This window comes from Pedomonas sp. V897 (assembly GCF_051304405.1).
In the GTDB taxonomy this organism is placed as follows: domain Bacteria; phylum Pseudomonadota; class Alphaproteobacteria; order Sphingomonadales; family Sphingomonadaceae; genus Pedomonas.
Genome location: NZ_JBPPGG010000003.1, coordinates 217,373 through 242,508 on the forward strand (window position 1 = coordinate 217,373; position 25,136 = coordinate 242,508).

General features: G+C 66.7%; 18 protein-coding genes. 6 read left to right on the plus strand and 12 right to left on the minus strand.

The window, feature by feature from the left end; all coding sequences use genetic code 11:
• The first annotated feature begins 79 nt into the window (after window positions 1-79).
• Complete coding sequence (locus ACSJJU_RS09995) at window positions 80-553, plus strand: nuclear transport factor 2 family protein (protein ID WP_435915259.1); 474 nt, start codon at window positions 80-82, stop codon at window positions 551-553.
• 43 nt (window positions 554-596) lie between these two features.
• Here the strand turns inward: ACSJJU_RS09995 and ACSJJU_RS10000 are convergent, their stop codons facing one another.
• From ACSJJU_RS10000 to ACSJJU_RS10010, 3 genes are all read right to left on the minus strand, one after another.
• On the minus strand, window positions 597-1,112 hold the full coding sequence (locus tag ACSJJU_RS10000; protein ID WP_435915261.1) for a nuclear transport factor 2 family protein: 516 nt from the start codon (window positions 1,110-1,112) through the stop codon (window positions 597-599).
• 15 nt (window positions 1,113-1,127) lie between these two features.
• Window positions 1,128-1,925 carry an SDR family oxidoreductase gene (locus tag ACSJJU_RS10005; RefSeq protein WP_435915262.1) on the minus strand — a complete coding sequence of 266 codons (798 nt, stop codon included), beginning with the start codon at window positions 1,923-1,925 and terminating at the stop codon, window positions 1,128-1,130.
• Between the two features lie 156 nt (window positions 1,926-2,081).
• Window positions 2,082-5,585, minus strand: coding sequence for an indolepyruvate ferredoxin oxidoreductase family protein (locus ACSJJU_RS10010; RefSeq protein ID WP_435915263.1), 3,504 nt, complete (start codon window positions 5,583-5,585; stop codon window positions 2,082-2,084).
• Between the two features lie 265 nt (window positions 5,586-5,850).
• On the opposite strand from ACSJJU_RS10010, the gene ACSJJU_RS10015 reads away from it, so the two are divergent.
• From ACSJJU_RS10015 to ACSJJU_RS10025, 3 genes are all read left to right on the plus strand, one after another.
• A complete protein-coding gene (locus ACSJJU_RS10015) occupies window positions 5,851-6,930 on the plus strand; it encodes a CaiB/BaiF CoA transferase family protein (RefSeq protein ID WP_435915264.1) in 1,080 nt (359 codons plus the stop codon).
• 254 nt (window positions 6,931-7,184) lie between these two features.
• Window positions 7,185-7,934, plus strand: coding sequence for an electron transfer flavoprotein subunit beta/FixA family protein (locus ACSJJU_RS10020; protein WP_435915265.1), 750 nt, complete (start codon window positions 7,185-7,187; stop codon window positions 7,932-7,934).
• Window positions 7,931-8,860 (plus strand): electron transfer flavoprotein subunit alpha/FixB family protein, encoded by a 930-nt coding sequence (locus ACSJJU_RS10025; RefSeq protein ID WP_435915266.1) that lies wholly within the window; start codon window positions 7,931-7,933, stop codon window positions 8,858-8,860. The genes ACSJJU_RS10020 and ACSJJU_RS10025 overlap by 4 nt, the downstream gene beginning before the upstream one ends.
• 86 nt (window positions 8,861-8,946) lie before the next feature.
• Here ACSJJU_RS10025 and ACSJJU_RS10030 read toward each other — a convergent pair whose 3' ends face one another.
• The 5 genes from ACSJJU_RS10030 to ACSJJU_RS10050 form a co-directional block, all read right to left on the minus strand.
• Window positions 8,947-9,807 carry an SMP-30/gluconolactonase/LRE family protein gene (locus ACSJJU_RS10030; protein WP_435915268.1) on the minus strand — a complete coding sequence of 287 codons (861 nt, stop codon included), beginning with the start codon at window positions 9,805-9,807 and terminating at the stop codon, window positions 8,947-8,949.
• Between the two features lie 29 nt (window positions 9,808-9,836).
• Window positions 9,837-11,642, minus strand: a complete 1,806-nt coding sequence (locus tag ACSJJU_RS10035) for an IlvD/Edd family dehydratase (protein WP_435915269.1) — start codon at window positions 11,640-11,642, stop codon at window positions 9,837-9,839.
• Window positions 11,643-11,929: 287 nt separating this feature from the next.
• Window positions 11,930-13,393, minus strand: a complete 1,464-nt coding sequence (locus ACSJJU_RS10040; RefSeq protein ID WP_435915270.1) for a family 43 glycosylhydrolase — start codon at window positions 13,391-13,393, stop codon at window positions 11,930-11,932.
• Between the two features lie 198 nt (window positions 13,394-13,591).
• Window positions 13,592-16,549, minus strand: a complete 2,958-nt coding sequence (locus ACSJJU_RS10045; protein WP_435915271.1) for a TonB-dependent receptor domain-containing protein — start codon at window positions 16,547-16,549, stop codon at window positions 13,592-13,594.
• Window positions 16,550-16,954: 405 nt separating this feature from the next.
• Window positions 16,955-19,726, minus strand: coding sequence for a DUF5695 domain-containing protein (locus ACSJJU_RS10050; protein ID WP_435915272.1), 2,772 nt, complete (start codon window positions 19,724-19,726; stop codon window positions 16,955-16,957).
• Between the two features lie 232 nt (window positions 19,727-19,958).
• Between ACSJJU_RS10050 and ACSJJU_RS10055 the strand changes: the two genes are divergently transcribed.
• Window positions 19,959-20,870, plus strand: a complete 912-nt coding sequence (locus ACSJJU_RS10055) for a 2-dehydro-3-deoxygalactonokinase (RefSeq protein WP_435915274.1) — start codon at window positions 19,959-19,961, stop codon at window positions 20,868-20,870.
• Between the two features lie 36 nt (window positions 20,871-20,906).
• Here ACSJJU_RS10055 and ACSJJU_RS10060 read toward each other — a convergent pair whose 3' ends face one another.
• Window positions 20,907-21,536 (minus strand): 2-dehydro-3-deoxy-6-phosphogalactonate aldolase, encoded by a 630-nt coding sequence (locus ACSJJU_RS10060; RefSeq protein ID WP_435915276.1) that lies wholly within the window; start codon window positions 21,534-21,536, stop codon window positions 20,907-20,909.
• Window positions 21,537-21,707: 171 nt separating this feature from the next.
• Between ACSJJU_RS10060 and ACSJJU_RS10065 the strand changes: the two genes are divergently transcribed.
• Window positions 21,708-22,235 carry an N-acetyltransferase family protein gene (locus ACSJJU_RS10065; RefSeq protein ID WP_435915277.1) on the plus strand — a complete coding sequence of 176 codons (528 nt, stop codon included), beginning with the start codon at window positions 21,708-21,710 and terminating at the stop codon, window positions 22,233-22,235.
• Window positions 22,236-22,375: 140 nt separating this feature from the next.
• On the opposite strand, the gene ACSJJU_RS10070 is transcribed toward ACSJJU_RS10065, so the two are convergent.
• The 3 genes from ACSJJU_RS10070 to ACSJJU_RS10080 all read right to left on the minus strand — a co-directional run bounded on the left by ACSJJU_RS10070 (window position 22,376) and on the right by ACSJJU_RS10080 (window position 25,134).
• The gene (locus ACSJJU_RS10070; RefSeq protein ID WP_435915279.1) at window positions 22,376-22,939 is read right to left on the minus strand and encodes an EF-hand domain-containing protein; all 564 of its coding nucleotides are present in this window, start codon (window positions 22,937-22,939) and stop codon (window positions 22,376-22,378) included.
• A gap of 129 nt (window positions 22,940-23,068) precedes the next feature.
• Entirely contained in the window at window positions 23,069-24,415 is a 1,347-nt protein-coding gene (locus tag ACSJJU_RS10075) for a sensor histidine kinase (protein ID WP_435915281.1), read from the minus strand.
• Window positions 24,412-25,134 carry a response regulator gene (locus ACSJJU_RS10080; RefSeq protein ID WP_435915283.1) on the minus strand — a complete coding sequence of 241 codons (723 nt, stop codon included), beginning with the start codon at window positions 25,132-25,134 and terminating at the stop codon, window positions 24,412-24,414. Before ACSJJU_RS10080 ends, ACSJJU_RS10075 begins: the two co-directional genes overlap by 4 nt.
• Between the last annotated feature and the right edge of the window lie 2 nt (window positions 25,135-25,136).

The window sequence follows — 25,136 nt, forward strand, 5'->3', positions numbered from 1 at the left end:
GGATGACGATCATCAGCGGACCTGCCAGCCGGGTCCACGCAAGAGTCGCCAGTGGCACCCCAACCCGGGAGGAACGCTGATGGACGCCCTGCAGCGCCTTTTGGCAATCGAGGAAATCAAGACCGTCAAGGCACGCTATTTCCGGGCCCTCGACCAGAAGGACGAGGCCCTGATGCGGGAGGTGTTCGCGGACGATGTCGAGCTGGACTATCGCGGCGCCACGACGGACCCGGCCACGGGCTACAACTTTGCCGGTGACGCGACGGACGTGGTGCATCGCGGCGGCGATCATTCCGCACGGCTGGTCGTCGCGGCCATGGCCGGGATTGTCTCCGTCCACCACGCCTCGACGCCGGAGATCGAAATTCTCGACGAAAAGAACGCTCGCGCCATCTGGCCGATGGCCGACCGGCTCACGTTCGGGGAAAACAGTCCGATCCGGGCGATGATCGGCTACGGCTACTACCACGAGACCTATGTGCACGAGCGCGGGAAATGGCGGATTCGCACGCTGCGTCTGACCCGCCTGCGGCTTGATTTCCTGCCGCGATAAAAGGAGACGAGCCGGCCTTTCACGGCCGGCTCGTTATGGCGGGTCAGGCAACAAGCGAATTGAAATACCGCACCCGGCCGGCCTCCCGTTCCGCCTTCAGCGAGGTCATGGGCAGGCTGAACTTCACACCCGGCACGGTCTCGTTGACGAGGGGGTTGCCACCCCACCAGATAATCCTGCAAACCCGGGAATTGATCCGCCAGCCGGCGTCCGTGCGAACCAGGACATCGTCATACCACCCGGTTCCTTCCCAGAATTCGCCGCCGGCAAGCCCTTTCCGGATCAGCCGCCAGGTCGCATAGGTCATCGCCCAGGCCTGGTCGCCACGGACATTGACCAGGTGGCTCATCATGGCGTGCTGCGTTCCGTCAAAGGGCGCGTGGAAGACGTCGAAGTCCGACTTCAGGGTCGCCAGATCCCGCCAGTGCGACGTCTCGCTGTAGTCCGCATCCACATCGTGCGTGAAAATCTGGTCGAACAGCTCCCAGTGCTGGGTATCGACGGCAAAGCCGTAGAGGTTGATGATCCGCTTGATCTCGAGTTCATCCTGGACCGACATGGCTGTCCTTTCCTCTCAGTAGGGAGTGCCCACAAGGCCGCCGTCAACCATGATCAGCTGGCCCGTAATGTAGCTGGCGCGGGACGAGCAGAGAAAAGCCGCAGCGGCCGCGATTTCCTCCGGCGTCCCCTTCCGGCCCACCGGGATCGTCGCATGGAGTGCGCGCGCGGCTGCCGCCGGATCCTGTCCCTGTTCGCGGGCCAGCTCGTCCATCCACGCCAGGGCCATGTCCGTCGCGATGAAGCCGGGCGCCACCGTGTTGACGGTAATTCCGAACTGGCCCAACTCGTTTGAGAGCGACTTGCTCAAGGCCGCTGCCGCAGCCCGCGTCACGTTGTCCACGATCAGCGGGATCTGCCAGTGCGGCTTTTTCACGCAAAACGAGCCGATCGTGACGATCCGGCCCCAGCCCTTGCGCTTCATCCCGGGCACGACCGCGCGGGCAAGGTGCACGGCGCTCATGACGAGCAGTTCATAGCCCTCGCGGAAGACATCCGGCGTTGCCGTCTCGAAGGAATGGCGGGCCGTGCCGTAGACATTGGCGATGGCAATATCGGGCTCCGTGCCGAAGTGGTGGACACAGGCCTCAACAGCGCCCCCAACGGCCGCGGGGTCGGTCATATCGGCGGACAGGCCGTGGGCATCGCCTCCCGCTTGACGGATCGCCTCGACGGTTTCGTCGATCGCGTCCTGCCCGCGCGCCACGACGAGAACGCGCGTGCCTTCGCGCGCCAGCTCCTCGGCCGTGGCCCGGCCCATGCCCTTGCTGCCGCCGCTGACGAGGGCAACCTTTCCGTTCAATCCAAGGTCCATGCTCTTCTCCCCCAAACCCTTCGGGTAGGGGAGAAGAGTACGACCAGGCCGGGAACAGGCGATGATTGGAGCTGAATTCGGCCTTGCTTCTACACGACCAGGCAGCGGCGGGGTCGGCAGCGCGGGCGCAGACTGCCTCCCGACAGCGGGGTGTCCTTATTCCGCCGGGAGGGCGGCCTGCACTCCGGCTCCCTGCGGGGCACGGTGTCCCCCCAGAATGGATGCCAGAAGGTCGGCCTTCCGCTTTTCGTACGCTTCGTACGCCGCCTCCTTGATCGGACCGTAGCCCCGCACCTCGGTTGCCGCACCCGCCAGCTCGATGGCCTGGGCGAGGTTCGCCGCGGTGAGGTTTTCGATCACCTGGTTCATCATGGCGCGATAATCGGCGATGAGCTGGCGCTCCATGCGGCGCTCGGCAGCATAGCCGAACGGATCGAACGCCGTCCCGCGCAGACCCTTGAGGCGCGCCAGAAGCCGGAACAGCGGCATCACCCACCGGGCAGGAAGGGCCCGCTTCCTGGGGCGTCCCTGCGCATCCCGGCCAGCCAGGAGCAACGGCGAGCCAAGGTGGATCGTGACATCCAGATTGCCGTCAAACTGGTTCCGCAGCCGCTCCCAGAAGCGATTGTCGGTGTAGAGGCGTGCCACCTCGTATTCGTCCTTGTAGGCCATGAGACGGGCGAGCGTGATCGCGATCTCCCGCACCAGAATGTCGCCCCCTTCGAGGCCGCGCTGCGCAACCGCCCGCTCTGCCTGGCGGACAAAATCCACATACTGCGCGGCATAGGCGGCGTTCTGGTATTCCGTCAGCAGCGCCGTCCGGTGCGCGATGATGTCCTCCAGCCCCATGTCCTCCAGTTTGGCCGGAGGCGGTGCGATCATGCGCTTCAGCTCGTCGAGGGCAATCGCTGCCAGTCGGCCAATGGCGAAGATGCGCAGGTTGCCCTTGACGAAGGTCCCGTTGAGGCGGATCGCCTCCTCAAGGGAAGCGACCGAGAGCGGCAGCAGGCCCTTCTGTACCGCATACCCCAGCATCAGGACGTTCGTGCCGATGCTGTCTCCCATGAACGCCGTCGAGAGGCTGCTGGCGTGGAGATGATCCAGCTGGCCGCCCCGCAGCGCCCGCTCGATCACCGCGACAAGCTCACGGTCATCATAACGGGCATCGCGATTGCGATGGAATTCCCCGGTCGGCGTCACATCGGCGTTGACGATCGCCCGAGTGTGCCCCGGAATGATGGTTTTCAGCACATCCTGGCTTGACCCGACGATCGCGTCGCACGCCATGATGACGTCGCTGTGGCCAAAGCTGAGGCGGGTGGAGCCCAGCGCGTCCGGGCTGCTGGCGATACGGATATGCGAGGTCACCGCCCCGCCCTTCTGCGCCATGCCCGTCATGTCGAGCACGGTGCATCCCTTTCCTTCCAGGTGGGCCGCCATGCCGATCAGGGCGCCGACGGTCAGCACGCCCGTGCCGCCGATACCGGCGACCACCATGCTGAACGTCTTGTCGAGCGGTGCAGCCGCAGGCTCGGGCAGCGTCGCCAGCATGGCGTCCAGCTTGCTTGCATCGCCCGAGATGCGGGTGGCGACCTTGGCGCCCTTCACCGTCACGAACGACGGGCAATAGCCCTTCACGCAGCTGAAATCCTTGTTGCACGTGGACTGGTCGATCTGCCGCTTGCGGCCCAGTTCCGTCTCCAGCGGCACGACGGACATGCAGTTCGACTGAACGGAGCAGTCGCCGCAGCCCTCGCAGACCTCCTGGTTGATGAAAACGCGCTTGTCGGGATCGGGGAAGGTGCCGCGCTTGCGGCGACGCCGCTTTTCCGTCGCGCAGGTCTGCTCATAGACGATGGCCGACACGCCGTCCGTCTCGCGCAGGGCCTTCTGCACCAGATCCAGATCGTCGCGATGGCGGACCTCCACCCCTTCCGGCAGTTTTGGGGAGCGGTATTTTTCCGGCTCATCGGACATGAGGACGACCGGGCGGACGCCTTCGGCCACCAGCTGGTTCACCATATCCACCGGAGAGATATGCATCTCCACCGGCTGACCGCCGGTCATGGCCACCGCGTCGTTGTACAGCAGCTTGAAGGTGACGCGCGTTCCGGCGGCGACAGCCGCGCGAATGGCGAGAATTCCCGAATGGGAGTAGGTGCCGTCGCCCATGTTCTGGAACATGTGCTTGCGTTCCACGAACTGGCTGACGGCAAGCCACGGCATGGCCTCGCCCCCCATGTTGACCGGCAACATGGTGCGCCGTTCGGGCATCACATAGGCGGCAAGACCATGACAGCCGACGGCCGCCATGGCCTCGCTGCCCTCGGGCACGCGCGTGCTGGTGTTGTGCGGGCAGCCCGAGCAATAGAACGGCGGCCGCACGCGGCCGCTGCCGACCAGCCCGGCTTCGAGTTCGAGACCGGTGAACCTTTTCGACACGTCGAGCAGTTGGCCATCGGCAAGGCCAAGGCTCTCCAGAACGGTCACGAGGGCCCGGCGGATGATTGCCGGGTTCAACTCGCCCACCTCCGGCAGCAGGCTCGATCCATCAGGGCCGCGCTTGCCCAGCAAGGTCGGCCGCCGGTCGGCGGGCGTGCCGTAGAGCAGTCGGGCCAGTTGTTCCTCCATGACCGGCCGCTTTTCCTCAACGACCAGCAAGGCCTTGTAGCCGGAGGCGAAGCGCTCGGCCCCCTCGGGCTCCATCGGCCAGACGAGCGCCGGCTTGTAGAGCCCGATCCCCAGCTCACGGCAGCGCTCCTCGGTAAGACCGAGATCGGTCAGGGCCTGGCGCAGATCAAGATAGGCCTTGCCGGCGGCCACCAGCCCCAGCGTCCGCCGCGGGCTGTCGATGACAACCCGGTCGAGCGGATTGGCGCGCAGGAATGCCTGCACGGCAGGCAGGCGATATTTGACGGTGAGCTCCTCAAGCTCCAGTGGCGCCGGCGTATAGCGAATATTCAGCCCGCCCTTCGGCTCCTCGACCTCGGGGTGAACGAATTTCCGATAAATATCCGGCAGTTCGATCGAGGCGCTGAGATCAAGCGTGTCGGTGACGCATTTGAGGCCCGCATAGGCGCCGCTGAAACGCGACATCGCCCAGCCGTAGAGGCCATATTCGATGATCTCGTCAATTGTTGCGGGGTAGAGCACGGGGATGAACCCGGCGATGAGGGTGTGCTCCGACTGATGCGCGCTGGCCGAGGACTTGCCGCCGTGATCGTCGCCGGCAACGACGAGCACACCGCCGGTGGCGGACGTCCCTTCCAGGTTGCCGAGCTTCAGCGCTTCACATGCGCGGTCCACACCCAGGCCCTTGGCATACCACAGGCCGAACACGCCCTGATAATCGGACTTGCCGAACCAGCCCAGCTCCTGGGTGCCGCGCACGGCCGTTGCCGCAAGCTCCTCGTTCAGACCCGGCACAAACCGGACATCGAAGGCTTCCAGCTGCTTGCTGGCGGCCCAGAGCGCTGCATCATAAACGCCGAGCGGGGAGCCCCGGTAACCCGAAATATATCCTGCGGTTTTCAAGCCGGCCGCACGGTCGCGCCGGGCCTGATCCATGGGCAGGCGCACCAGGGCCTGGTTGGAGGACAGGAAAACACGGCCCGTTTCGAGCGAGTACTTATCATCAAGAGTAACAACGGACTTGGTCATGACTTATCCAGATTATGCAAGCGCTCTCCCACGCGATCTCTGCGGTCATTTCGCTGGCGATGCACCCGTTTGCAGATTAGGCTGTGTCGTATGCAATGCCAGTATGGAGACGACACTTCTGCCTTTTCCATAGCGATTGCGGTTACGGACCAGCAGGGTTGCACACAGCGAAAACAATACCCACCCCCCTCTCGCTATAACGTTCCCTGCCCCCGCAGCGCAGCGGTTCGGCGTGAGTTTGGTCCCACGTGATACGGAGAGAAGGATGGCGAGCGGCCCGCTCAACGGAGTCAAGGTAGTCGAGTTCGCGGGAATGGGGCCCGGCCCTTTCGCCGGCATGTTTCTTTCGGATCTGGGCGCCGATGTGGTCGAAATTGCGCGCGTCGGCACCCCGGCCCCGGCGGCCTATCGCGGGGATGCGCGCGGTCGCCGGCGTGTCTGCCTGGATCTCAAGACGCCCGAGGGCGTGGAAGCCTGCCTGCGCTTGACCGACAAGGCGGAGATCGTTTTCGAAGGCAACCGCCCCGGCGTGATGGAGCGCCTTGGCCTTGGCCCCGATGTGCTGCTGGCCCGCAATCCGGCGCTCGTCTATGGCCGCATGACCGGCTGGGGCCAGTATGGTCCGCTGGCCCATGCCGCCGGGCACGACATCAATTACCTTGCCCTCACCGGACTTCTGCACGCCATCGGCCCCGCCGACCGTCCTGTGCCGCCGCTCAATCTGGTGGCGGACTACGGAGGCGGCGCCATGTTCCTGGTCGCTGGTCTGCTCGCCGCGCTCCTCCATGCCCGGGCCACGGGCAAGGGCCAGGTGGTTGACACCGGCATGACGGATTGCGCCACCTATCTCGGCTCGCTGTTCCACAATTTCCATGCCGGTGGCCGGTGGCAGGATAAGCGGGAGGCCAATCTCCTCGACGGCGGCGCGCATTTCTACGGGGTCTACGAGTGCGCCGACGGCAAGTTCGTCGCCATCGGGTCGATCGAGCCGCAATTCTATCAATTGCTGCTGGAGAAGACGGGCGCCGCCGACAAGCTGCCCTACCCGCAGATGGACGTGCGCAACTGGCCGGCCATGAAGGAGGCGCTGCGCGAGGTTTTCCGCACGCGCACGCGCGACGAGTGGTGCGAAATCATGGAGGGAACGGACGTCTGCTTCGCGCCTGTTCTCTCCCTGTCCGAAGTTCCCGAGCATCCGCACCACAAGGCCCGCGGGACATTCGTCGAAAGCGGCGGTGTCATGCAGGTTGCCCCGGCGCCGCGCTTCTCCGCCACCCCGGCCGCCATCCAATGGCCGCCGTCCGAGCGTGAATGGCTGGTGGACGAGATCCTCGCCTCCTGGTGAAAAAGCTGTCCCCGAAAAACCGGTCCCCAAAGTGACTCCTGCCTCGCCCTGGCTTCGGCCAGGGTGAGGCCCGTCTCTGCTGGCGTGCGGTCCGCACATGGGGGAAAAAACCGGTCGCGCCGTCTGACGGCGTGAAAAAAATCCGGCGCGCGCCCCGTCCTGCACCCGAAAGCAAGGTGCCGAACCATGGAAGGCAAGTCGCCCGTCCCAGACATGATATACGGCTTGCCGACTGATTTTTGGGAGCAAAGCGAATGAAAGCTCTGGTCTGTGTCAAACGGGTTGTTGACTACAATGTGAAGGTTCGCGTGAAGCCCGACGGCTCGGGCGTCGAGCTTGCGAACGTCAAGATGTCGATGAACCCCTTCGATGAAATTGCCGTCGAGGAAGCGGTGCGCCTCAAGGAGAAGGGCATCATCACCGAAATCGTGGTGGTATCGATCGGCAGCGCCCAATCGCAGGAGACGCTGCGCACCGCCCTTGCCATGGGCGCTGACCGCGGCATCCTCGTCGTCAGCGACCCGGCGCCGGAGCCGCTCGCCGTTGCCAAGATCCTGGCCAAGGTCGCACAGGAGGAGCAGCCCGGTCTCGTCATCCTCGGCAAGCAGGCAATTGATGACGACAGCAATCAGGTCGGCCAGATGCTCGCCAGCCTCCTCGACTGGTCTCAGGGCACCTTCGCCTCCAGGGTCGAGCTGGCGGACGGCCATATCGCCGTGACGCGCGAGGTGGACGGCGGCCTCGAGACGCTGAAGCTCAAGCTCCCGGCGGTGGTCACCACCGACCTGCGCCTCAACGAGCCGCGCTACGCGAGCCTGCCCAACATCATGAAGGCCAAGTCGAAGCCGATCGCGAACAAGACTCCCGCTGACTACGGTGTGGATGTCACGCCCCGGCTCACCGTGCTGAAAGTTGCAGAACCCGCCAAGCGTCAGGCTGGTGTGAAGGTGAAGACTGTCGACGAGCTGATCGACAACCTCAAGACCGCAGGAGTGATCGGATGAGCGTTCTCGTTTTTGCAGAACATGACAATGAGAGCCTGAAGGACGCAACCCTGTCGGCCGTGACCGCGGCCGCGAAGCTTGGTGGCGAGGTTCATGTTCTGGTGGCGGGCGCCAATGCGCAGGCTGCGGCCGAGCAGGCGGCGCGGATCGAGGGCGTGTCCAAGGTGCTGCTCGCCGATGGCCCCGCGTATGACCATCTGCTCGCCGAGAACGTGGCGCCACTCCTTGTCGCGCTGATGGACTCCTATGACGCGCTGGTGGCCCCGGCCACGACCAATGGCAAGAACCTGCTGCCGCGCGTGGCGGCCAAACTCGATGTGGCGCAGATCAGCGACATCATCGCCATCGATGCCCCGGACACCTTCCAGCGCCCCATCTATGGCGGCCAGGCGGTGGCGACCGTCAAGACGTCGGACGCGAAGAAGGTGATCACCGTGCGCGCCACGGCGTTCGCGAAGGCCGCTACGTCCGGTCAGGCGCCCATCGAGTCCGTCTCCGCCACCGGCGATCAGGGCGTGTCCGCCTTCGTCTCCGCCGAGAAGAGCGTCTCTGAGCGGCCGGAGCTGACCTCGGCCAAGATCGTGGTCTCGGGCGGCCGGGCGCTGGGTTCGGCCGAGGCGTTCAAGACGGTGATCGAGCCGCTGGCGGACAAGCTGAGCGCGGCCATCGGCGCCTCGCGCGCGGCGGTCGATGCGGGCTACATGCCCAACGACTACCAGGTGGGCCAGACCGGCAAGATCGTCGCGCCGGAGCTCTATGTGGCCGTCGGCATTTCGGGGGCCATCCAGCACCTGGCGGGCATGAAGGACTCCAAGATCATCGTCGCCATCAACAAGGATGAGGAGGCCCCCATCTTCCAGGTGGCCGACTTCGGCCTCGTCGCCGACCTCTTCCAGGCCGTGCCGGAGATGACCTCCAGGCTCTGAAGGACCGCAGACGCCAAAAGAAAAGAGCGGTCGGGAGAAAACCACCCGGCCGCTCTTTCGCGTTTCAGGAAAGGGTTTGCGCGCTCTCAGCCCTTGAAGCGCCCGCACGGCAGACCGCGCACGCCCGGGTCCACCTCGAACAGGCAGCCGGCGTGGGGCTCCTCCTCCCGCCCGTGGGCGGCGGAGGTGATGAACATGCGGTCGAGGTTGTCGCCCGCGAACACCACGTTGGTGATCTGCGAGGCCGGCAGGTGGATGGAGCGCTCCAGCTTGCCCTCGGGCGAGAAGCGGCTGACGCGGCCCCCGCCCCAGTGGGCCACCCACAGGAAGCCCTCGCTGTCCACGGTCATGCCGTCCGGGCGGCCCCAGTCGTCCTCGAATTCGATGAAGACGCTGCGCTCGCCCAGGCTCCCGTCGTCATGGAGCGCGAAGCGGTAGATGCGCCCGAGGCCGGTGTCGGTGTGGTAAATCCACGTCTGGTCCGGCGAGAGCGCCGGGCCGTTGGCGACCGTGTAGCCCTCATCCATGGTGTGCACGGTGAAGTCCGGGTCGAGGCGGTGGAAGGCCCCGCTCGGCCGGTCCGCGTTCACGTGCATGGAGCCTGCCCAGATGCGGCCATGCCGGTCGGCCTTGGCATCGTTCATCCGGTTGCCCGGCAGGTGGGGATGGGGGTTGTGGATCGGGCGGATGGAAAGCGGCTCCAGTTCCAGCGCGACAAAACCGCTCTGGAACCCGGCGATGAAGCCGGGCTTGTTTTCCCGCTCGATGACCCAGCCCACCATCTCGGGCATGGACCAGCTGGCGATGCTGCCGTTCTCCAGCGAGAGCCGGTGCACCGCCTTGCCGATGATGTCCGTCCAGTAGACCGCGTTGTCCCGCGAGGACCAGTAGAGGCCTTCGCCCAACTGGTCCCGCGTCTCGCGCTGGATGATGCGGTAATCCGCCATGAAGCCCGCTCCCCTCTCAGGCTGGCCGATCAGTGGTTATGCCGCGGAACGCCGTGCTTCTGGGCGATCCGCTGGTACTTCACGGCGGGCTCGAGCACGGCGCCGGTCTCCATCTGGCCGACGGTCATGCGCTGGATCTCCTGCCACGGCGTCTGGCTTTCGGGGTAGGCGTAACCGCCCCTCGCCTCCAGCTCGCGGCGGCGCTCGGCCAGTTCCTCGTCGCTGAGGAGCACGTTGGCCGTACCCTTGCGCAGGTCGATGCGCACCCGGTCGCCGGTGCGCAGCAGCGCAAGACCGCCGTTAGCCGCCGCTTCCGGCGAGGCGTTGAGAATGGACGGCGAGCCGGACGTGCCGGACTGGCGGCCGTCTCCGACGCACGGCAGCGAGTGGACACCCTTGGTGATGAGATACACCGGCGGGCGCATGTTCACCACCTCGGCGGCGCCGGGGTAGCCGATCGGGCCCGCGCCGCGCATGACGAGAATGGTGTTCTCGTCGATGCCCAGCGCCGGATCGTCAATGCGCTTGTGGTAGTCCTCGGGACCGTCGAACACCACCACCGGGCCCTCGAAGGCGTCGGGATCGTCCGGGTTGCTGAGGTAGCGCTGACGGAATTCGTCGGAGATCACGCTCAGCTTCATGATGGCGCTGTCGAACAGGTTGCCGCGCAGCACGGAGAAGCCGGCCGCCTGCTTCAGCGGGCGCTCGAACGGACGGATCACGTCCTCGTCCTCGATCGTGGCGTCGCGGTAGTTCTCGCCGATGGTGCGGCCGTTCACGGTAAGGGCATTCTCGAACACCAGGCCCTGGCGCATCAGCTGGTTCATCACCGCAGGCACGCCGCCCGCGCGATAGAAGTCCTCGCCCAGATATTCACCGGCCGGCTGCAGGTTGACCAGCAGCGGAATATCGCGGCCATAGGTCTGCCAGTCGTCGATGCTCAGCTCGACGCCCAGGTGGCGGGCCAGTGCGGCCAGGTGGATCGGCGCGTTGGTGGAGCCGCCGATCGCCGCGTTGGCGCGGATGGCGTTGAGGAAGGACTCGCGGGTCATGATGTCGGAGGGTTTGCGGTCCGCCCGCACCATCTCGACGATCTGGAGGCCGGTGCGATAGGCCACTTCCTGACGGTCGCGCAGCGGCGCCGGAATGGCGGCCGAGCCCGGCAGCGACATGCCCAGCACCTCGGCCAGCGAGTTCATGGTCGTCGCCGTGCCCATGGTGTTGCAGTAGCCGGTGGACGGCGCCGAGGACGCCACCAGCTTGATGAAGCCCTGATAGTCGATCTCGCCCGCGGCCAGCAGTTCGCGGGCCTTCCACACGATGGTGCCCGAGCCGGTGCGCTTGCCCTTGTACCAGCCGTTCAGCATGGGGCCGACGGAGAGGGCAATGGCCGGAATGTTGACCGTCGCCGCCGCCATGAGGCACGCCGGAGTCGTCTTGTCGCAGCCGATGGTCAGCACCACGCCGTCCAGCGGGTAGCCGTAGAGAACCTCGACCAGGCCCATATAGGCCAGGTTGCGATCAAGGCCTGCCGTCGGGCGCTTGCCGGTTTCCTGAATCGGGTGCACGGGGAATTCGAGCGGGATGCCGCCTGCTTCGATGATGCCCGCGCGAACCCGCTCCGCCAGCACGATGTGGTGCCGGTTGCAGGGGCTGAGATCGCTGCCCGTCTGTGCGATGCCGATGATCGGCTTGCCGGATTGCAGCTCCTCCAGCGACAGACCGAAGTTCATGTAGCGCTCGAGATAGAGCGCGGTCATGTCCGCATTGGACGGGTCATCGAACCAGGCGCGCGAGCGCAGAGGCTTTGAGGCGTTGTTACGATCCTGGGACATGATGCCCTCGTTATGTTATGCGTTGAAAACTATGAGTTAATCCTGTGGAACGTCCGCCACAAGCCTTCTTGCCGCACCCTATAGGCTGACCGTCTGGCCGTGGCACCGCCGCTCATTACTCAGACAATTACAGATGGACCTTGCCAACGCAAGTCCCAATCGCCGGAATGGTGCGGAAAAGCGCCTCGCACCGGCCCGCAGCGGAGACCGCCACCCGGCCTTCGGAACGCAAAAAGCCGGAAACCCAGCGGATTTCCGGCTCTCGCGATTTCATGCCGGCCGTGCGGTCAGCTGATGAGGAAGGTGGCCGCTGCCCGTTCGGCGTCGCTGGCGGGCGCTCCCACCTGAAGGCGGCCGTCCACCACGCGCAGATAGGCGTTGGCAAGCTCCACGGCGGCGAAGGAGACGCCGCTCGCCTCCGTCAGCCCGGCGGTGCGGCGGAAGCTGGCCTGCTCGGCGAACGTCGCCGTGCCGTCGTTCTCCGCAATCACCACCTCGCCGGTTTCCAGGCGGCGCAGGAACCGGCCCGGCGCCGTCACCGGCTCGAGGGAGACGGTGCCCTCGCCGGCAAGGCCCGGCTTCTGGCGGAACTGGGTGTCCGGCAGCGGGCCCTCGCCCGCCAGCACCTTGCCGTCCTCGTGGCGCAGGTAGACGCCCGGCTGGCTCGCTGGCGTGAAGCGGTCCGGCACCTCGCCGTTGCCGACCGGAATGCCGAAGTCCGGCGTGCCGTCCGGCCGGTAGTAGAGGCGCTGCATACGGGTGTGGCGGTTGGGATCGTAGAGCGGGTCGCCCACGATGTCCTTGTAGTCGCGGCCGTGGTAGATCAGCACGTCGCGGCCCTGCTCGTCCACGGTGAAGCTGTTGTGGCCCGGCCCATACACTCCGGTCAGCTCGGAGGTGACGAACACCGGCTCCGGCGACTTGGTCCAGGACTCGGCCGACATCAGGTCCGCATCCTCGTCCGCCGTCAGCAGGCCGAGGCAGTAGCGCGAGTCGGTGGCGCTGGCGGAGTAGGTCAGGAACACCTTGCCGTTGCGCGCGAGGAAGGCCGGTGCCTCGGCCACCTTGAAGCCCTGGATTTCCCACGGCAGCGTCGGCACGGTGAGGCGCACCGGCGCGGCACCCAGCGTGGTCGGCGTCTTCAGCGGCGCGAGGTAGAGGTTGCTGTTGGTGTCGATGCCCGGCTCGCGCTGCGCCCAGCAGATGTAGCGGACGCCGTTGTGCACGAACACGGTGGAGTCCAGGTTGAAGCTGTCCCAAGGGGTCTCAAGCTGACCCAGCACCGACCACTCGCCCTTGAACACATCGCCCGAGGGGCCCTGCAGCACGTAGGTGCGGATTTCGAACACGTCGCCGGGGCGCTGACCCGCGTTGCCCGCCGCGAAGTACATGTACCAGCGGCCGTCGATCTCGTGCAGCTCCGGCGCCCAGATGTGGCCGCCCATCTTGCCTTCCGTCGGGCGGCGCCAGATCACCACCTCCTCGGCCGTGCTCAGCCCGGCGAGCGTGGGCGCACGGCGCAGGATGAGCCGGTCGTACTCCGGCACGGAGGCCGTCATGTAATAGTTGCCGTCGGTGTGGCGGAAGATCTGCGCGTCGGCGCGCTGCTTGACCAGCGGGTTCAGGGGCGCGAAGCCGCCCGCCGCAGACCCCTCGCCGGCCTTGTCGCCGGCAGATGTGGAAGAGCCCCGGCCGCCGCAGGCTGCCAGGGTTGTCGCGGCCGCAGCCGCCACAAAGGTCCGTCGTGACATTCGAAGTTTCGCAATCATGTACCGTCCCCTTTGCCGAGCACGCGGGCTGATCGCCCGGTCGTGTTATTTACTCAGACAATTACAGAGCCACTCCGGCAGTGCAAGCCGAAATTGCTCGGCCGCCCGAAGCGGCGGGGAGACAGGACTGCGAAGAAGGTGACCGGCCCGCACGAGGCGGGCCGGTCGATCAGGCCGTTCTTAGAACTCGGCGGTCAGACCGATGAAGATGGTCCGGCCGAGCGGATCGTAGACGCCCGGGTAGGTGTTGCCGTTGCCGAACGACGACAGCAGGTTCTGGGCGATGGCCGGCGGAGCCTTGTCGAACAGGTTGTTGATACCTGCCCGCATCACCATGCCCTGCCACACCTCAACCGTGCCGCTCAGGTCAAAGTAGTTGTAGGCCTTGAGCTTGCGGTTGAACTCGTGCGGCGTGCCCTTCAGGTACTCGTTGTCCTGATTGACGGACAGCTTGGTGCCGCCGAAGTAGCGCCAGTTGAGCGACAGGGTCGCATTGGACCACGGCATCTCCCAGGTGGTGCGGAGATTGTGGCGCCAGTGCGGGGTCGGCTGGCCGCAGGTCGGGCCGAACAGGCCGGCGCAATCAAACGTGCCGAGGCCCGGCAGCTGCTTGGTGACCGACTTGTCGAGGTAGGTGCCGACCAGGTCGATGTTCACGCGGCCCGCGTTCTTGAAGCCGACATCTTCCAGCTCGAAGCGGTAGTTGGCGCTCACGTCGATACCGGAGGTCTTGAGGTAGCCGGTGTTGAGCGTGGTGCCAATCACGTAGCCATCGGTGCCGAACAGCACGCCCGACTTCGGATCGCGGTGGAAGAGGCTGCAGAAGTACGGGTTGCCCGTCTCGACGCACTGGTTGATCGTCAGGTACGGATCAACCGAGCTGATGTAGCCGTCGACCTTGATGTTGTAGTAGTCGAGCGACAGCGACAGGTTCGGCACGAACGTCGGGGTCAGCACCACACCGAAGGTGTAGGTGTCGGCCTCTTCCGGCTTCAGCAGCGGGTTGCCGCCGCTCTGGGCGACGCACATCGCGGCCGGGCATTCCGGAATCTTGCCGTAGCGCTCCGGCGTGACGCCGGTCAGGCGGCACTGCTCCAGGCTGGCAACCGGCGAGGAACCGGCGCACGGGTCGGTCGCCTGCACGTTGCCCAGGCCCTGCGACGCGAACAGCTCGTTGATGTTCGGGGCGCGGATGGCGTGGTTGTAGCTGGCGCGGAAGCGCACGTCACGCGACGGCGCGTAGTCCAGTTCGCCCTTGTAGGTGGACGCGCTGTACTTGGTGACCGTGCCGGTCTGGCTGTCGTTGGTGTACTCCGAGTAACGGAAACCGCCGTTGATGCTCAGCGAGCGGGCGAACGGCATGTTCTCGAGGATCGGCAGGCCGATTTCGGCGTAGAACTCGTTGACCTTGATCTCGCCCTGCGACTCCAGGGTGCCCTTGGCCTGAGCCAGGGCGTCCGCCTCGAAACGGAGGGTTTCGCGGCGGTGTTCGAAGCCGATCGCGAAGCCGACGCCGTTGGAGGCCCACGGGCTGATCAGGCCGTAGTTGCCCAGATCGCCGCTGATCGTCGCGTTGGCGACGGTCATCTTCTGCACGCCGTGGGTGAAGGTCGGCGCGTAGATGTAGTTCAGAGCCTCGGCGGTGGTCCGGTTGTAGCCGAACAGGTCGAGCGGCACGCACTTGGGGTCGGTGCCGTTGACGACCGACATACAGGTCGGCACGCCGTCAACGTCGACCACGAGCAGGGCGTTGCGCGCCTTGGCCGGGTCGATGTCGTTCTTGTAGCTCTCGTCGAAGATCACGGTCGTGTGGACGACGCCGACATCGTAGGAGATGCTGTCGGTGATGTCGCCGCGCACGCCGCCGGTGAAGCGGTAGTTGGTGTGGCGCAGCGAGTCACGACGCGGCGCGGCACCCTCGCCGTCCGGACGGAAGCCGACGAACACGCTGCGGACGTCATCCGTACCGGCAGCGGCGCCGCAGAGCAGGTTGGCCTGCTGCGAGCTCATCAGCGGGTTGTTGCAGTTGATGGCGTAGTTGTCGCCCTGCCACAGACCCGAGTAGGCCGCCTGCGACCAGGTGTGGTCGTCCATGAACATGAAGCTGCCGTACAGCTCGGTCGACGGCGTCAGTTCATAGTGAGCGAACGCACCGGCGGTGTAGCGGACGTCCGAACGCTGGATGTAGTTTTCCGGCGCGTAGTTGAACAGGAACGAGCTGTCGTACGGAACCCAGGTCTTGTCGCCCGACTTCACGTTGTTCCAGGTAACAGCGCCGCCGGTGATCGGGTCATCCAGAACGGTGATGAGACCCCACGGGTTGTTGCTCGAACCACCGCACGCCACGGTCTCGCGGTTGGCACCGGCCGGATCAAGGGCGCAGGCCGAGTAGTCGCGGGACTTCTGGAGCACCGGGCGAACCTTGCGGTAGCCGGCGTACATGGTGACGTTGCCCTTGCCGTCGGCGAAGTTGGTGCCGGCAGCGATCGAGATGTCGTACTTGCTGCCGTCGGTCACCGAGCCCGGGGCGGTCTCGTAACCGTGCGAACGCACCAGGTTCCGCAGGAACTTGTTGTCGTTCTCGTGCTGGTGGAAGCTGTACTGGGCGTCGACGCGGATGCCGTCCAGCTTCTTGCGGGTGATGAAGTTCACGACGCCCGAGATGGCGTCCGAACCGTAAACCGCGGACGCGCCGCCGGTCACGACGTCGATGCGCTCAACCAGGCTGGCCGGAATGAAGTTCACGTCCATCGCCTGGGCCGGCATCACGCGCTGACCGTCGAGGAGGACGAGCACGCGGTTGGAGCCGAGGTCGCGCAGGTTGATCTGGGCGGTACCGTCAGCGCCGTTCGACACGTTCTCGTTGGCGTCCGGCGTGAACTGCGGCATGCGGTTCAGCACGGACTCGACGCCGGTCGCGCCCTGGTACTTGATCTCCGCGTCGTTGACCACGGTGAGCGGGCTGTTGCTCTCCAGATTCGGACGACGGATGCGCGTACCCGTCACCACGATCTGATCCATGGAGATCGCGGCATCATCCCCCACCTGCGCCATTGCAGCGGGAATCGCCAGCGGCGCGACGACCGCCACCAGCGCGCTGCCAGCCAGGCAGCGTAGACGAATAGAGCTTTTTTTCATGATTCCTCCCTGACTCGCGTGCGTGTACGCGAATGGCTCCCCATAGAACAAATCAGACAATATGTTCCAGATAAATTATACGGTTTTTGATCCAAGCGCCTCTGGAGCGGTCAGAGTGAGGCTTGTCTGCCACAGTTGGCGGCAATTTCCGGCAAAAAATGGTGTGTCGCGGCCACACGGCAGGCCGCCTGGCCCGGCTTCCCGGGGGTTTTGGGCCGGAGTGATTCTTAATTAATCAGAGTATAATAGGCCTATATTAGTCCTGAAGGACGGCAGGCGGACGAGGCGCCGGAGCCAGCCTCCCTGGCCCCGTGCGGGGGATAGACTGCCGGGCGCGACCGATCAAGCGTCAGTCGGCCCGGCAGCCCTCCAGGGGCAAATAAAAATTGTGGCCGACCCTCCGCCTCAGTTGGCCGCCTCCGCCGCAACCGGCGTCAGCTCGACAACCGTCGGCCTGGTCGACAGGTCATAGACATAGCTGCCCCGCACCTCCGCGTCGTAGCTCGCCGGCCGGTAGGCAGGCTTGCCCGCCACCGTCGTCTGCACGTTGAGGTAGGCCTTGGGGGCGTGGCGAGTCGCCGAATCGAGGAACACGCGCACCCGCCCGCTGGCGGCGTCATACTCCGCCCGCTGGAACTTGCCCGCATCCAGCGTCAGCCACAGCCCCGCCGGCGCGATGAACAGGCGATTGCGGAAGCTGTCCTTCGGCGTGATGGCAACCGTCGCGCCGCTCTGGTCAACGAGGCCGCCATAGCCCAGCCAGCCGAAGGTGGCATCCTTCACCAGATAGGCGGCGGTCGTATAGGCATGGGCGAAAAAGCTGGTGCCGTAGTCGCCGGTGTAGGGGTCGAACTTCAGCAGGTCCGGATTGGCGTGGAAGGCCGCCGAGCCGAAGCCCTTCTGGTCGATGTTGGTGATCGAGCCGAGGAGGCCGCCGTAGGCGACCCGCAGGAGATAGGTGTCCTCCGGGTTGCGGCGGAAGGCGTCGAACAGCGGAATCGCGTTGTTGGACGAGCCATAGTGATGGAGCTGGCGCTCGATCTGCCGGATCTTGCCGCCGTAGAGGAAGTCCCAGTACCGGCGCGCGTTGCCATTGTACCCCCAGTGCGGGATCGTCGGATCATAGCCGAGGATGACCTCCCGGGTCTGCTCCGCCTTCTCGTCGTGGCCGAAGTAGCGCATCCAGGCATAGACTTCCGGCTGGCCGGTCGAATCCCACGGCATCTCGCTGCCGAAGGGATAGGCGTCCTCGGCCCAGTGCTGGGCGCGCCCGCGCATCACCGCCTCCAGCGCCCGCGCTTCCGCGTTGAATCCCTCGCGCTTCAGGTCATTGAGGATGTCGATGTAGACGTCGCCCTCCATCTGCCCGAACTTGGAATAGTACGGGTCGTGACGGACCATGGCGATGGAGGTCTCGTAGGCGCGGTTCAGGTACCAGCGCCAGTCGTGCGCCTTCACCAGCCCCTCGTGGTAACGGGCCAGGCGATAGAGCACCCACTGGGCGGCCGCCACGTGCACATAGTTGAACGAGCGCGCGAACGAATGGGACTTCTTCTTGTCCCAGGACGCCCAGGTGCTCCAGTCGATGTTCGGGTCGTACGGGAAATCCGGCAGAGCCTCGCGGTCGTGGAAGAACAGGCTCTTGCGGACACCGAAGGCCTCCGGGCCCTGGTTGGCCTGCAGGTGGCCGTCGAGGGTTTCGGTGACGAAGCGCTCGAACTTGGCGACCTCGCCTTCCTCCGGCGCGCCCAGCTGCTTCATGATGGCCGCAAGCCATGCGCCGGCGCCGCCCTCGTCGCTGAGCCCTGCGATCCAGACGCGCCCGTCCTGCAACACCAGGTCGCCGGTCTCGTCGTCGTAGCTCAGGATCGAGGGGCCGCGCTTGAACGGATCATTCGGATCGTCGAACCACTGCCGGGTGGTGAGGAAGCGGCCCATGTCGGCCACCGCCTCCGCCGTCGGCTTGGTGACGAAATAGTGCACCGACTGCACCGAGTTGTCGGCATAGGTGATATCGAGGCGCGCCCGGCCCCAGCTGCGGCCTTCCACCTTGTAGCGGGCCCAGCCCTTGACCGCGCCGGACCGGGTGACCTTCAGCGAACCGGCGGGGTAGGCCGAGACGGATTTCACCTTCTGCGGCGCCTTCAGGAACAGATCGGCCGGCATGTCCATCGGCACCACATAGCCGGGGATGCCCACCGCAACCGGGCGGTCATTGGCCGCGAGGGTCTGCTCGATGTCGCGGATGGCGGGCGACAGCGCGAAGCGGACGCCGATCTCCCGCGTCTCGCCCGGGGCCAGCTGCAGGCTGGTCGGCGGGTTCCACTGCTCGGCCCCGGCCCACTCCTTCTCGGCAAAGCCCTTGCTCGCCACCATCCAGTCGTAGAAGCCCTCGAAGGTCTGCCCGCGCCTGGTGCCGTCATGGAACAGCTTCGGGCGGCCGGTCTCGTCCCGCTCGTCGAGAATCGGCTTGTAGGCCTCGAAGGGGGTGCCCTTCTCCGGCAGCACCAGCAGGGTCGGGCCCTTCCCGTTCAGGCGGGTGACCTGAATGTAGCCGGCGTCGCGGCCGATGTAGGGATCGGCGAAGCTCGCCTGCTCATGCGCCTCTTCAAGCGAGCGGCCGGAGAGGATGTTGTCGAACACCATCGCCAGCCCCAGGCCGCCGATCTCTACCGCGCGGCCGGTCGGGTTGGAAATGCGGAACCGCAGCACCAGCTGGCCCTTGTCCGCAACCCAGCGGCGCTCGATCCTGAGGGGCATGTCGCCGGGCAGCGCCGGGGTGAGGTCGGCCGCCGCCAGCACCGCACCGCCCGCCGCCAGCGGCGCGACCGGTCGGCGCTGATGGGCGGTCGAGAAGTCCCGCCAGGCGTCCTCCCCGGCAAAGCGCAGGCGCAGGTCGATGTCGCCGATGTGATAGAAGCCGTCGCCCTGCCGCTCCGCCAGCCGGCCCGACGGCACGAAGTCAAATCCCGCGGCGCTCCTGGGGGACAGGGAGACCAGCGTGTGGGAGGACCGGTCGAGCACCAGATCGAAATCCTGCGTGCTCAGGCGAAGCTGGCTGTCGGCCGCGCTCACCTCTTGCCCGGCGGAGGCTGCCATCACAGGCATGGCCCCACCCATGGCCGCCGCAACCAGAACGGCCGCAATGCCGGTGCGTACCCAATGCGTGTGCTTCATGCTGACCCCCCCTATGCAAAATCAGACCGGCTTTGGCAGGGCCGGTCTGTATCCAAACTCATTTGTCTGAGTGTATACTGTATTACATTATGGTCAACCCACTCTCGCCGCTTCGGGGATTCGCCCCGGGCAGGGCCGCAAATCGGTCCTTGTCCGGCGCCGGACAGTGGTTCTAAACCGCACCCCGGACATGAAATCCCGTTTGCCGCCCACCTGCAAGAGAGACGATATCGTGAGCACGCCTGCCTTCATCGCCGGGGACTGGGGCACCACCCACGCCCGCCTGTGGTTATGCGCGGCCGACGGCAGCATCTGTGAGGCCCGCAGCGCGCCCGGCGTCAGCCAGCTGGAGGGGCCGGAGGCGGTGGCGGCGGCTTTCGCGGCGGCGGTTGAAGGGTGGAGCCCGGCCCTGCCGGCCGTGCTGTGCGGCATGGTCGGCTCGACCATCGGCTGGGTGGATGCGGGCTATCAGGACTGCCCCTGCCCGCTGGAGCGCATCGGCGGCAAGGCCGTGCGCCTTGAGGCGCAGGGCCGCGCGGTCGCCATTCTCCCGGGCCTGCGCGTCCGCAACGGCTTTGGCCTCACCGATGTGATGCGGGGCGAAGAGACCCAGGTGTTCGGCGCGGCCGCCCTCACCGGCGAGCACCGCTTCGTCGCCGCCCTGCCCGGCACGCACAACAAATGGGTGGTGGTGGACGATGGCGTCGTCACCAACTTTCACACGGCCCTGACCGGCGAGCTGTACCAGGCGATCTCCCGCCACACCGTGCTGCTGGGCGGCGACCCGGCCCCGGTGACGCCGGGGCCCGCCTTCGATGCCGGCATCGAAGCCGTGCGCCGCAACCCGGATGCGGGGGTCGAATCCCTCGTCTTTTCCGTGCGCGCACGGCAGGTGACAGGCGATCTGCCGAAAGCGGAGGCCGCCAGCTACCTGAGCGGCCTGTTGATCGGGGCGGACATCCGCAGCGCCCTCGGCGCGCTCGGCCCGGAGCGCGAGAACGTCCCCATCCGCCTCATTTGCGCGGAGCCGCTGGCGGTGCTCTATGGCCGGGGCCTTGCCGCTTTCGGCCTTGAGGCCCAGGCCCTCTCCGGGGCGGAGACGGTCCGCGCCGGGTTGCACGCCGCCTTCCGCGCCCTCGCGTGACAGCGCCGCCCGGGCAGCGCTGCTGTCCGCCCCGTGCTATCCCTGCACCGCGGCCATGATGGCCCGGGCCTTGGCCCGCACCACCTCCGGCGTGTCGCCGGGGCGGAACAGATCCGTGCCGATGCCAAGGCCGGCGACGCCCGCGTCCATCCACTCCCGCGCGTTGGCGGGGCCAACACCGCCCACCGCCAGCACCCCGGCTGACGCCGGCAGCACGGCCTTGATGGCCTTGTAGTAGCCAAGACCCAGCGAGCCGGCCGGGAACAGCTTGATGTACCGCGCGCCCGCCGCCAGCGCCGCAAAGGCTTCGGTCGGGGTGAGGAAGCCCGGCATGGGCACGAGGCCCCGCTCCAGCGCCCGCGAGATGACGGCGGCATTGGTGTTGGGCGTGACGATGATCTGCCCGCCCGCATCGGCCACGCGGTCCACGTCGGCCGGCTCCAGCACCGTGCCCGCGCCAACCACCGCCGCGTCGCCCACATGCCGGGCCAGCAGGCGGATGCTCTCCAGCGGCTCGGGCGAATTGAGCGGCACCTCGATCAGCCTCACGCCTTCCGCCACCAGCGCCTCGGCCACGGCCGCCACCTCCGCGGGGCGCACGCCCCGCAGGATGGCCACCACCGGCGCCTGTGCCATGGCGTCCGCCACCCGCTTCTCGTTCGTCATTGCTGTCACCACTTGAGCCATGTGCCTGTGTCTGCGGGCTCCCTTACCGCCGTCCGGGCGGCCGGGCCAGCCCCCTGGCGCTGCCGAATGTGCCGCGGCCGAACGACCCGGCCCTGCAATGCGTTGTTCAGCACAGCCGTCTCGCGCTGCCAATCAGGAAAGGTCTGAGCCATGAGCGACACCCACTGGTCCCGCACCACCTGGAAGGACATCCAGCTGCTGATCCGAACCGCCCGCCCGGATGACGCGCCCATTCTGGAAGACCTGTTCCACAACGTGAACCCGGAGGAGCTGCGCTTCCGTTTTCTCACCAGCCTGAGCAAGGTCCAGCCGGAGGAAATCCGCCGAATGACGCACGTGGACCATCAATCGGCCGAAACCTACATCGCCTTCACGGCGGACACCCGCCTGCCCGTCGCGACCGCCATGCTGGCGACCGACACGGAAGGCAAGCGCGGGGAGGTGGCGATTTCCGTGCGCTCCGACCATCGCGATCTCGGCATCGGGCGGGAGCTGCTGGCCTTCGTTGCCGAGCAGGCGGAAGCGCGCGGCCTCGACGTGATCGAATCCATCGAGAGCCGGGCCAACCGGGACGCGCTGGCGGTGGAGCGGGACATGGCGTTCACCATGATCGACATTCCCGGCGACCCGAGCGCCGTGCTGGTCCGCAAGGAACTGGGCGGCCGCCGCACGGGATGAAAACGGGAAAGGGCGAGGCCCTTTCGGAACCTCGCCCTTCCCAGACATGCACTGAATTCAAGGGACGCGACGCAACAACCCGTCAACGCGACCTGCAACGCAACAACGCAACGCGACACAAGGGCTGTGGGGGGCTCGCCTTACTTCCGCACGCGCTGGGGCCGCTCGGCCTTCATGGCCTCCCGCGCCGCCTGACGCTCGGCGGCGGTCAGCACGCCGTCGCGGTCCGTGTCCATCTTGTCGAAGCGGGCAAGGGCGGGCGCCATGAACTCCTCCTTGGTGATAACGCCATCCTTGTTGGCGTCCATCTTGCCCAGCATACCGCCGCGGGCGCCGAAGCCATGGCCGTGCGCCTTGGCGGGGCGGAACTTGCGCTCGCCGTCCTTCATCCTGGCGGCATCCGGGCGCTTGTCGTGCGACGCCTGCATCTCCTCAAGGGTGACCGCGCCGTTGCCATCCGCGTCGAGGCGCTTGAAGCGCTCCGCAATGCGCCCATCCCGCAGCGCCTTGCGCTCCTCCGCCGTCACCTTGCCGTCGCCATTGGTGTCGAGCTTGGCAAAGGCGGCTTCCATGCGGGCGACCAGTTCGGTGCGCTTGAAGTCGGCCTTCGGGTCCGGACGGGCGTCGCCCTGCTGGGCGAAGGCGCTCCCGGCGGCAATCAGGGTGAAGGCAGAAAGGCTGGCAGCGAGGATGGTCTTCTTCATGATGTGATCCTTCCGTGTTGGGACGCTACGGGGGGCGTCGTCAGGATCGGTTATCGCCCGGGGGTGTCGCGAGAGTTTGTCAGGACGCGCCCGAAATTGTCGCAAATTGTCGCAAACGCGGGCGCGGCGTCAGCGGTCGGCGGGCAGGCGCAGGGTCGCGGCGAGGCCGCCTTCCGCCCGGTTTGCCAGATGGAGCGAGCCGCCATGGCTTTCGGCAATCGCCTTGGCGATGGCCAGCCCGAGGCCGCTGCCGCCGGTCTCCCGGTTGCGCGAGGCCTCGACCCGGTAGAAGGGCTCCAGCACCCGGTCCAGCTCGTCCGGCGGCAATCCGGGACCGGAGTCGAGCACGGCGATTTCCACCGCCCCGCCCGCGCGGCGCACCTGAACCTGCGCCGCCCCGGCATATTTCAGCGCATTGTCGATGAGGTTGCGGACGGCGCGGCGGAGGAGAGTCGCCTGCACCGGCGCCACCACCCGCGCCGAGTCCAGCAGGGCCACGTCATGGCCAAGCTCCGCATAGTCCTCGCACAGGGCATCGCACAGCGCCGTCACATCCATGTCGCGCGCCTGCTCCCGCGCCCGGCCCGAGCGGGCCAGCACGAGAATGTCCTCCAGCATCGCGGTCATTTCCTCGATGCTGGCGATCATCCGGGCGCGGTCTTCCTCCGGCTCCATGGATTCGAGGCGAATCCGCATGGAGGCAAGCGGCGTTCGCAGATCATGGCCGATGGCGCCGAGCATCCGGTCCTTTTCGTCCAGCAGCGCGAGGACGCGATGGTTCATGGCATTGAACGCCTCGATCGCCCGGCGCAGATCCTGCGGCCCGCGCGGGGCGACCGGCGCGGGCGCGGTCCGGCCGCCGAACTGCTCGGCGGCCCGGGTCAGGTCTTGCAGGGGCCGGGAGAGCCGGCGGGCGATGAACAGCGCCGCCCCCAGCACGATGAGGTAAAGAACGACGGTCGCCAGCACCAGACGCACGGTGAGCAGCGGGTCGCGCGGCGGCAGGAAGACGCGGGCGTTCAGCCACGCGCCGTCCTCCAGCCGGGCCGACAGGAACAGCACCTCGATCTGGAATTCCGGGCCGGGACCGGAGCCGCGCCGGGCAATCCGGCGGACCGCCGCCCGCACGTCCGCGACCGGCACCTCGACGGCCGTCAACTCCCGCCGCAGCCGCTCCTCCGCCGAGGCGCGGCGCTCGGCCTCCGGCCCGACGCGGGGCAGCGGATCGACCGTGAACCGGGCGCCCCGTCGGGAGGCGTCCTCCAGCACCAGCCGCCGGAATTCGGGCGCGGCCTGCACATAGTCCGCCACCGTGCCGGCAAACCGGGTGATCGCCGGCCCCTCGTTGCGCGCGAGGCCCAGCTTCTGCCGCTCATTGAGAATGAGGCCGAAATTGAACAGCTGGGCAATGAGCAAGGCGCCCCCGATGAGGAGCGCCATCTGTCCGGCAAGGCTCTGGGGCAGGAACCGCTTCATAGGCGCCGCACGTCCACCGCGAGGGTATAGCCGCCGCCCCAGACGGTCTTGATGAACCTGGGGTCTTTCGGGTCTTCCTCGATCTTGCGGCGCAACCGGCTGATGTGATTGTCGATGCTGCGCTCGAACGCGGCCAGCTCCCGCCCCTGGGTGAGGTCGAGCAGCTGGTCACGGGTCAGCACCCGCTTCGGGTGGGTGACGAAGGCCAGCAGCAGATTGTACTCGCCCGTCGAAAGCGGCACGGCAACGCCATCGGCGCCCACCAGTTCGCGCTCACCCGTCTTGAGCACCCACGGGCCGAACGCATAGCCCTCCGCATCGGGCGCGTGGACCGGCGCGCCGCCATTGCCCGCCGTGCGCCGCAGCACCGCCTTGATGCGGGCCAGCAGCTCGCGCGGCGAGAAGGGCTTGGTCACATAGTCGTCCGCGCCGATCTCGAGGCCGACGATGCGGTCGGTCTCCTCCGTCTTGGCGGTGAGCAGGATCACCGGCGTCGCGGAGGTGGCGCGGATGAAGCTGGTCAGCGCCAGCCCGTCCTCGCCCGGCATCATGATGTCGAGCAGCACCAGGTCGATGGCGTGGGCCGCGAGCACCTGGCGGGCGACGGCCGCATTCTCGGCCCGGGAGACCCGTAGCCCGTTGCGCGAAAGATAGGTGGCCAGAGGCTCGCGGATATCCCGCTCGTCATCGACGATGAGGATATGGGGCTCCTTGGTCATGC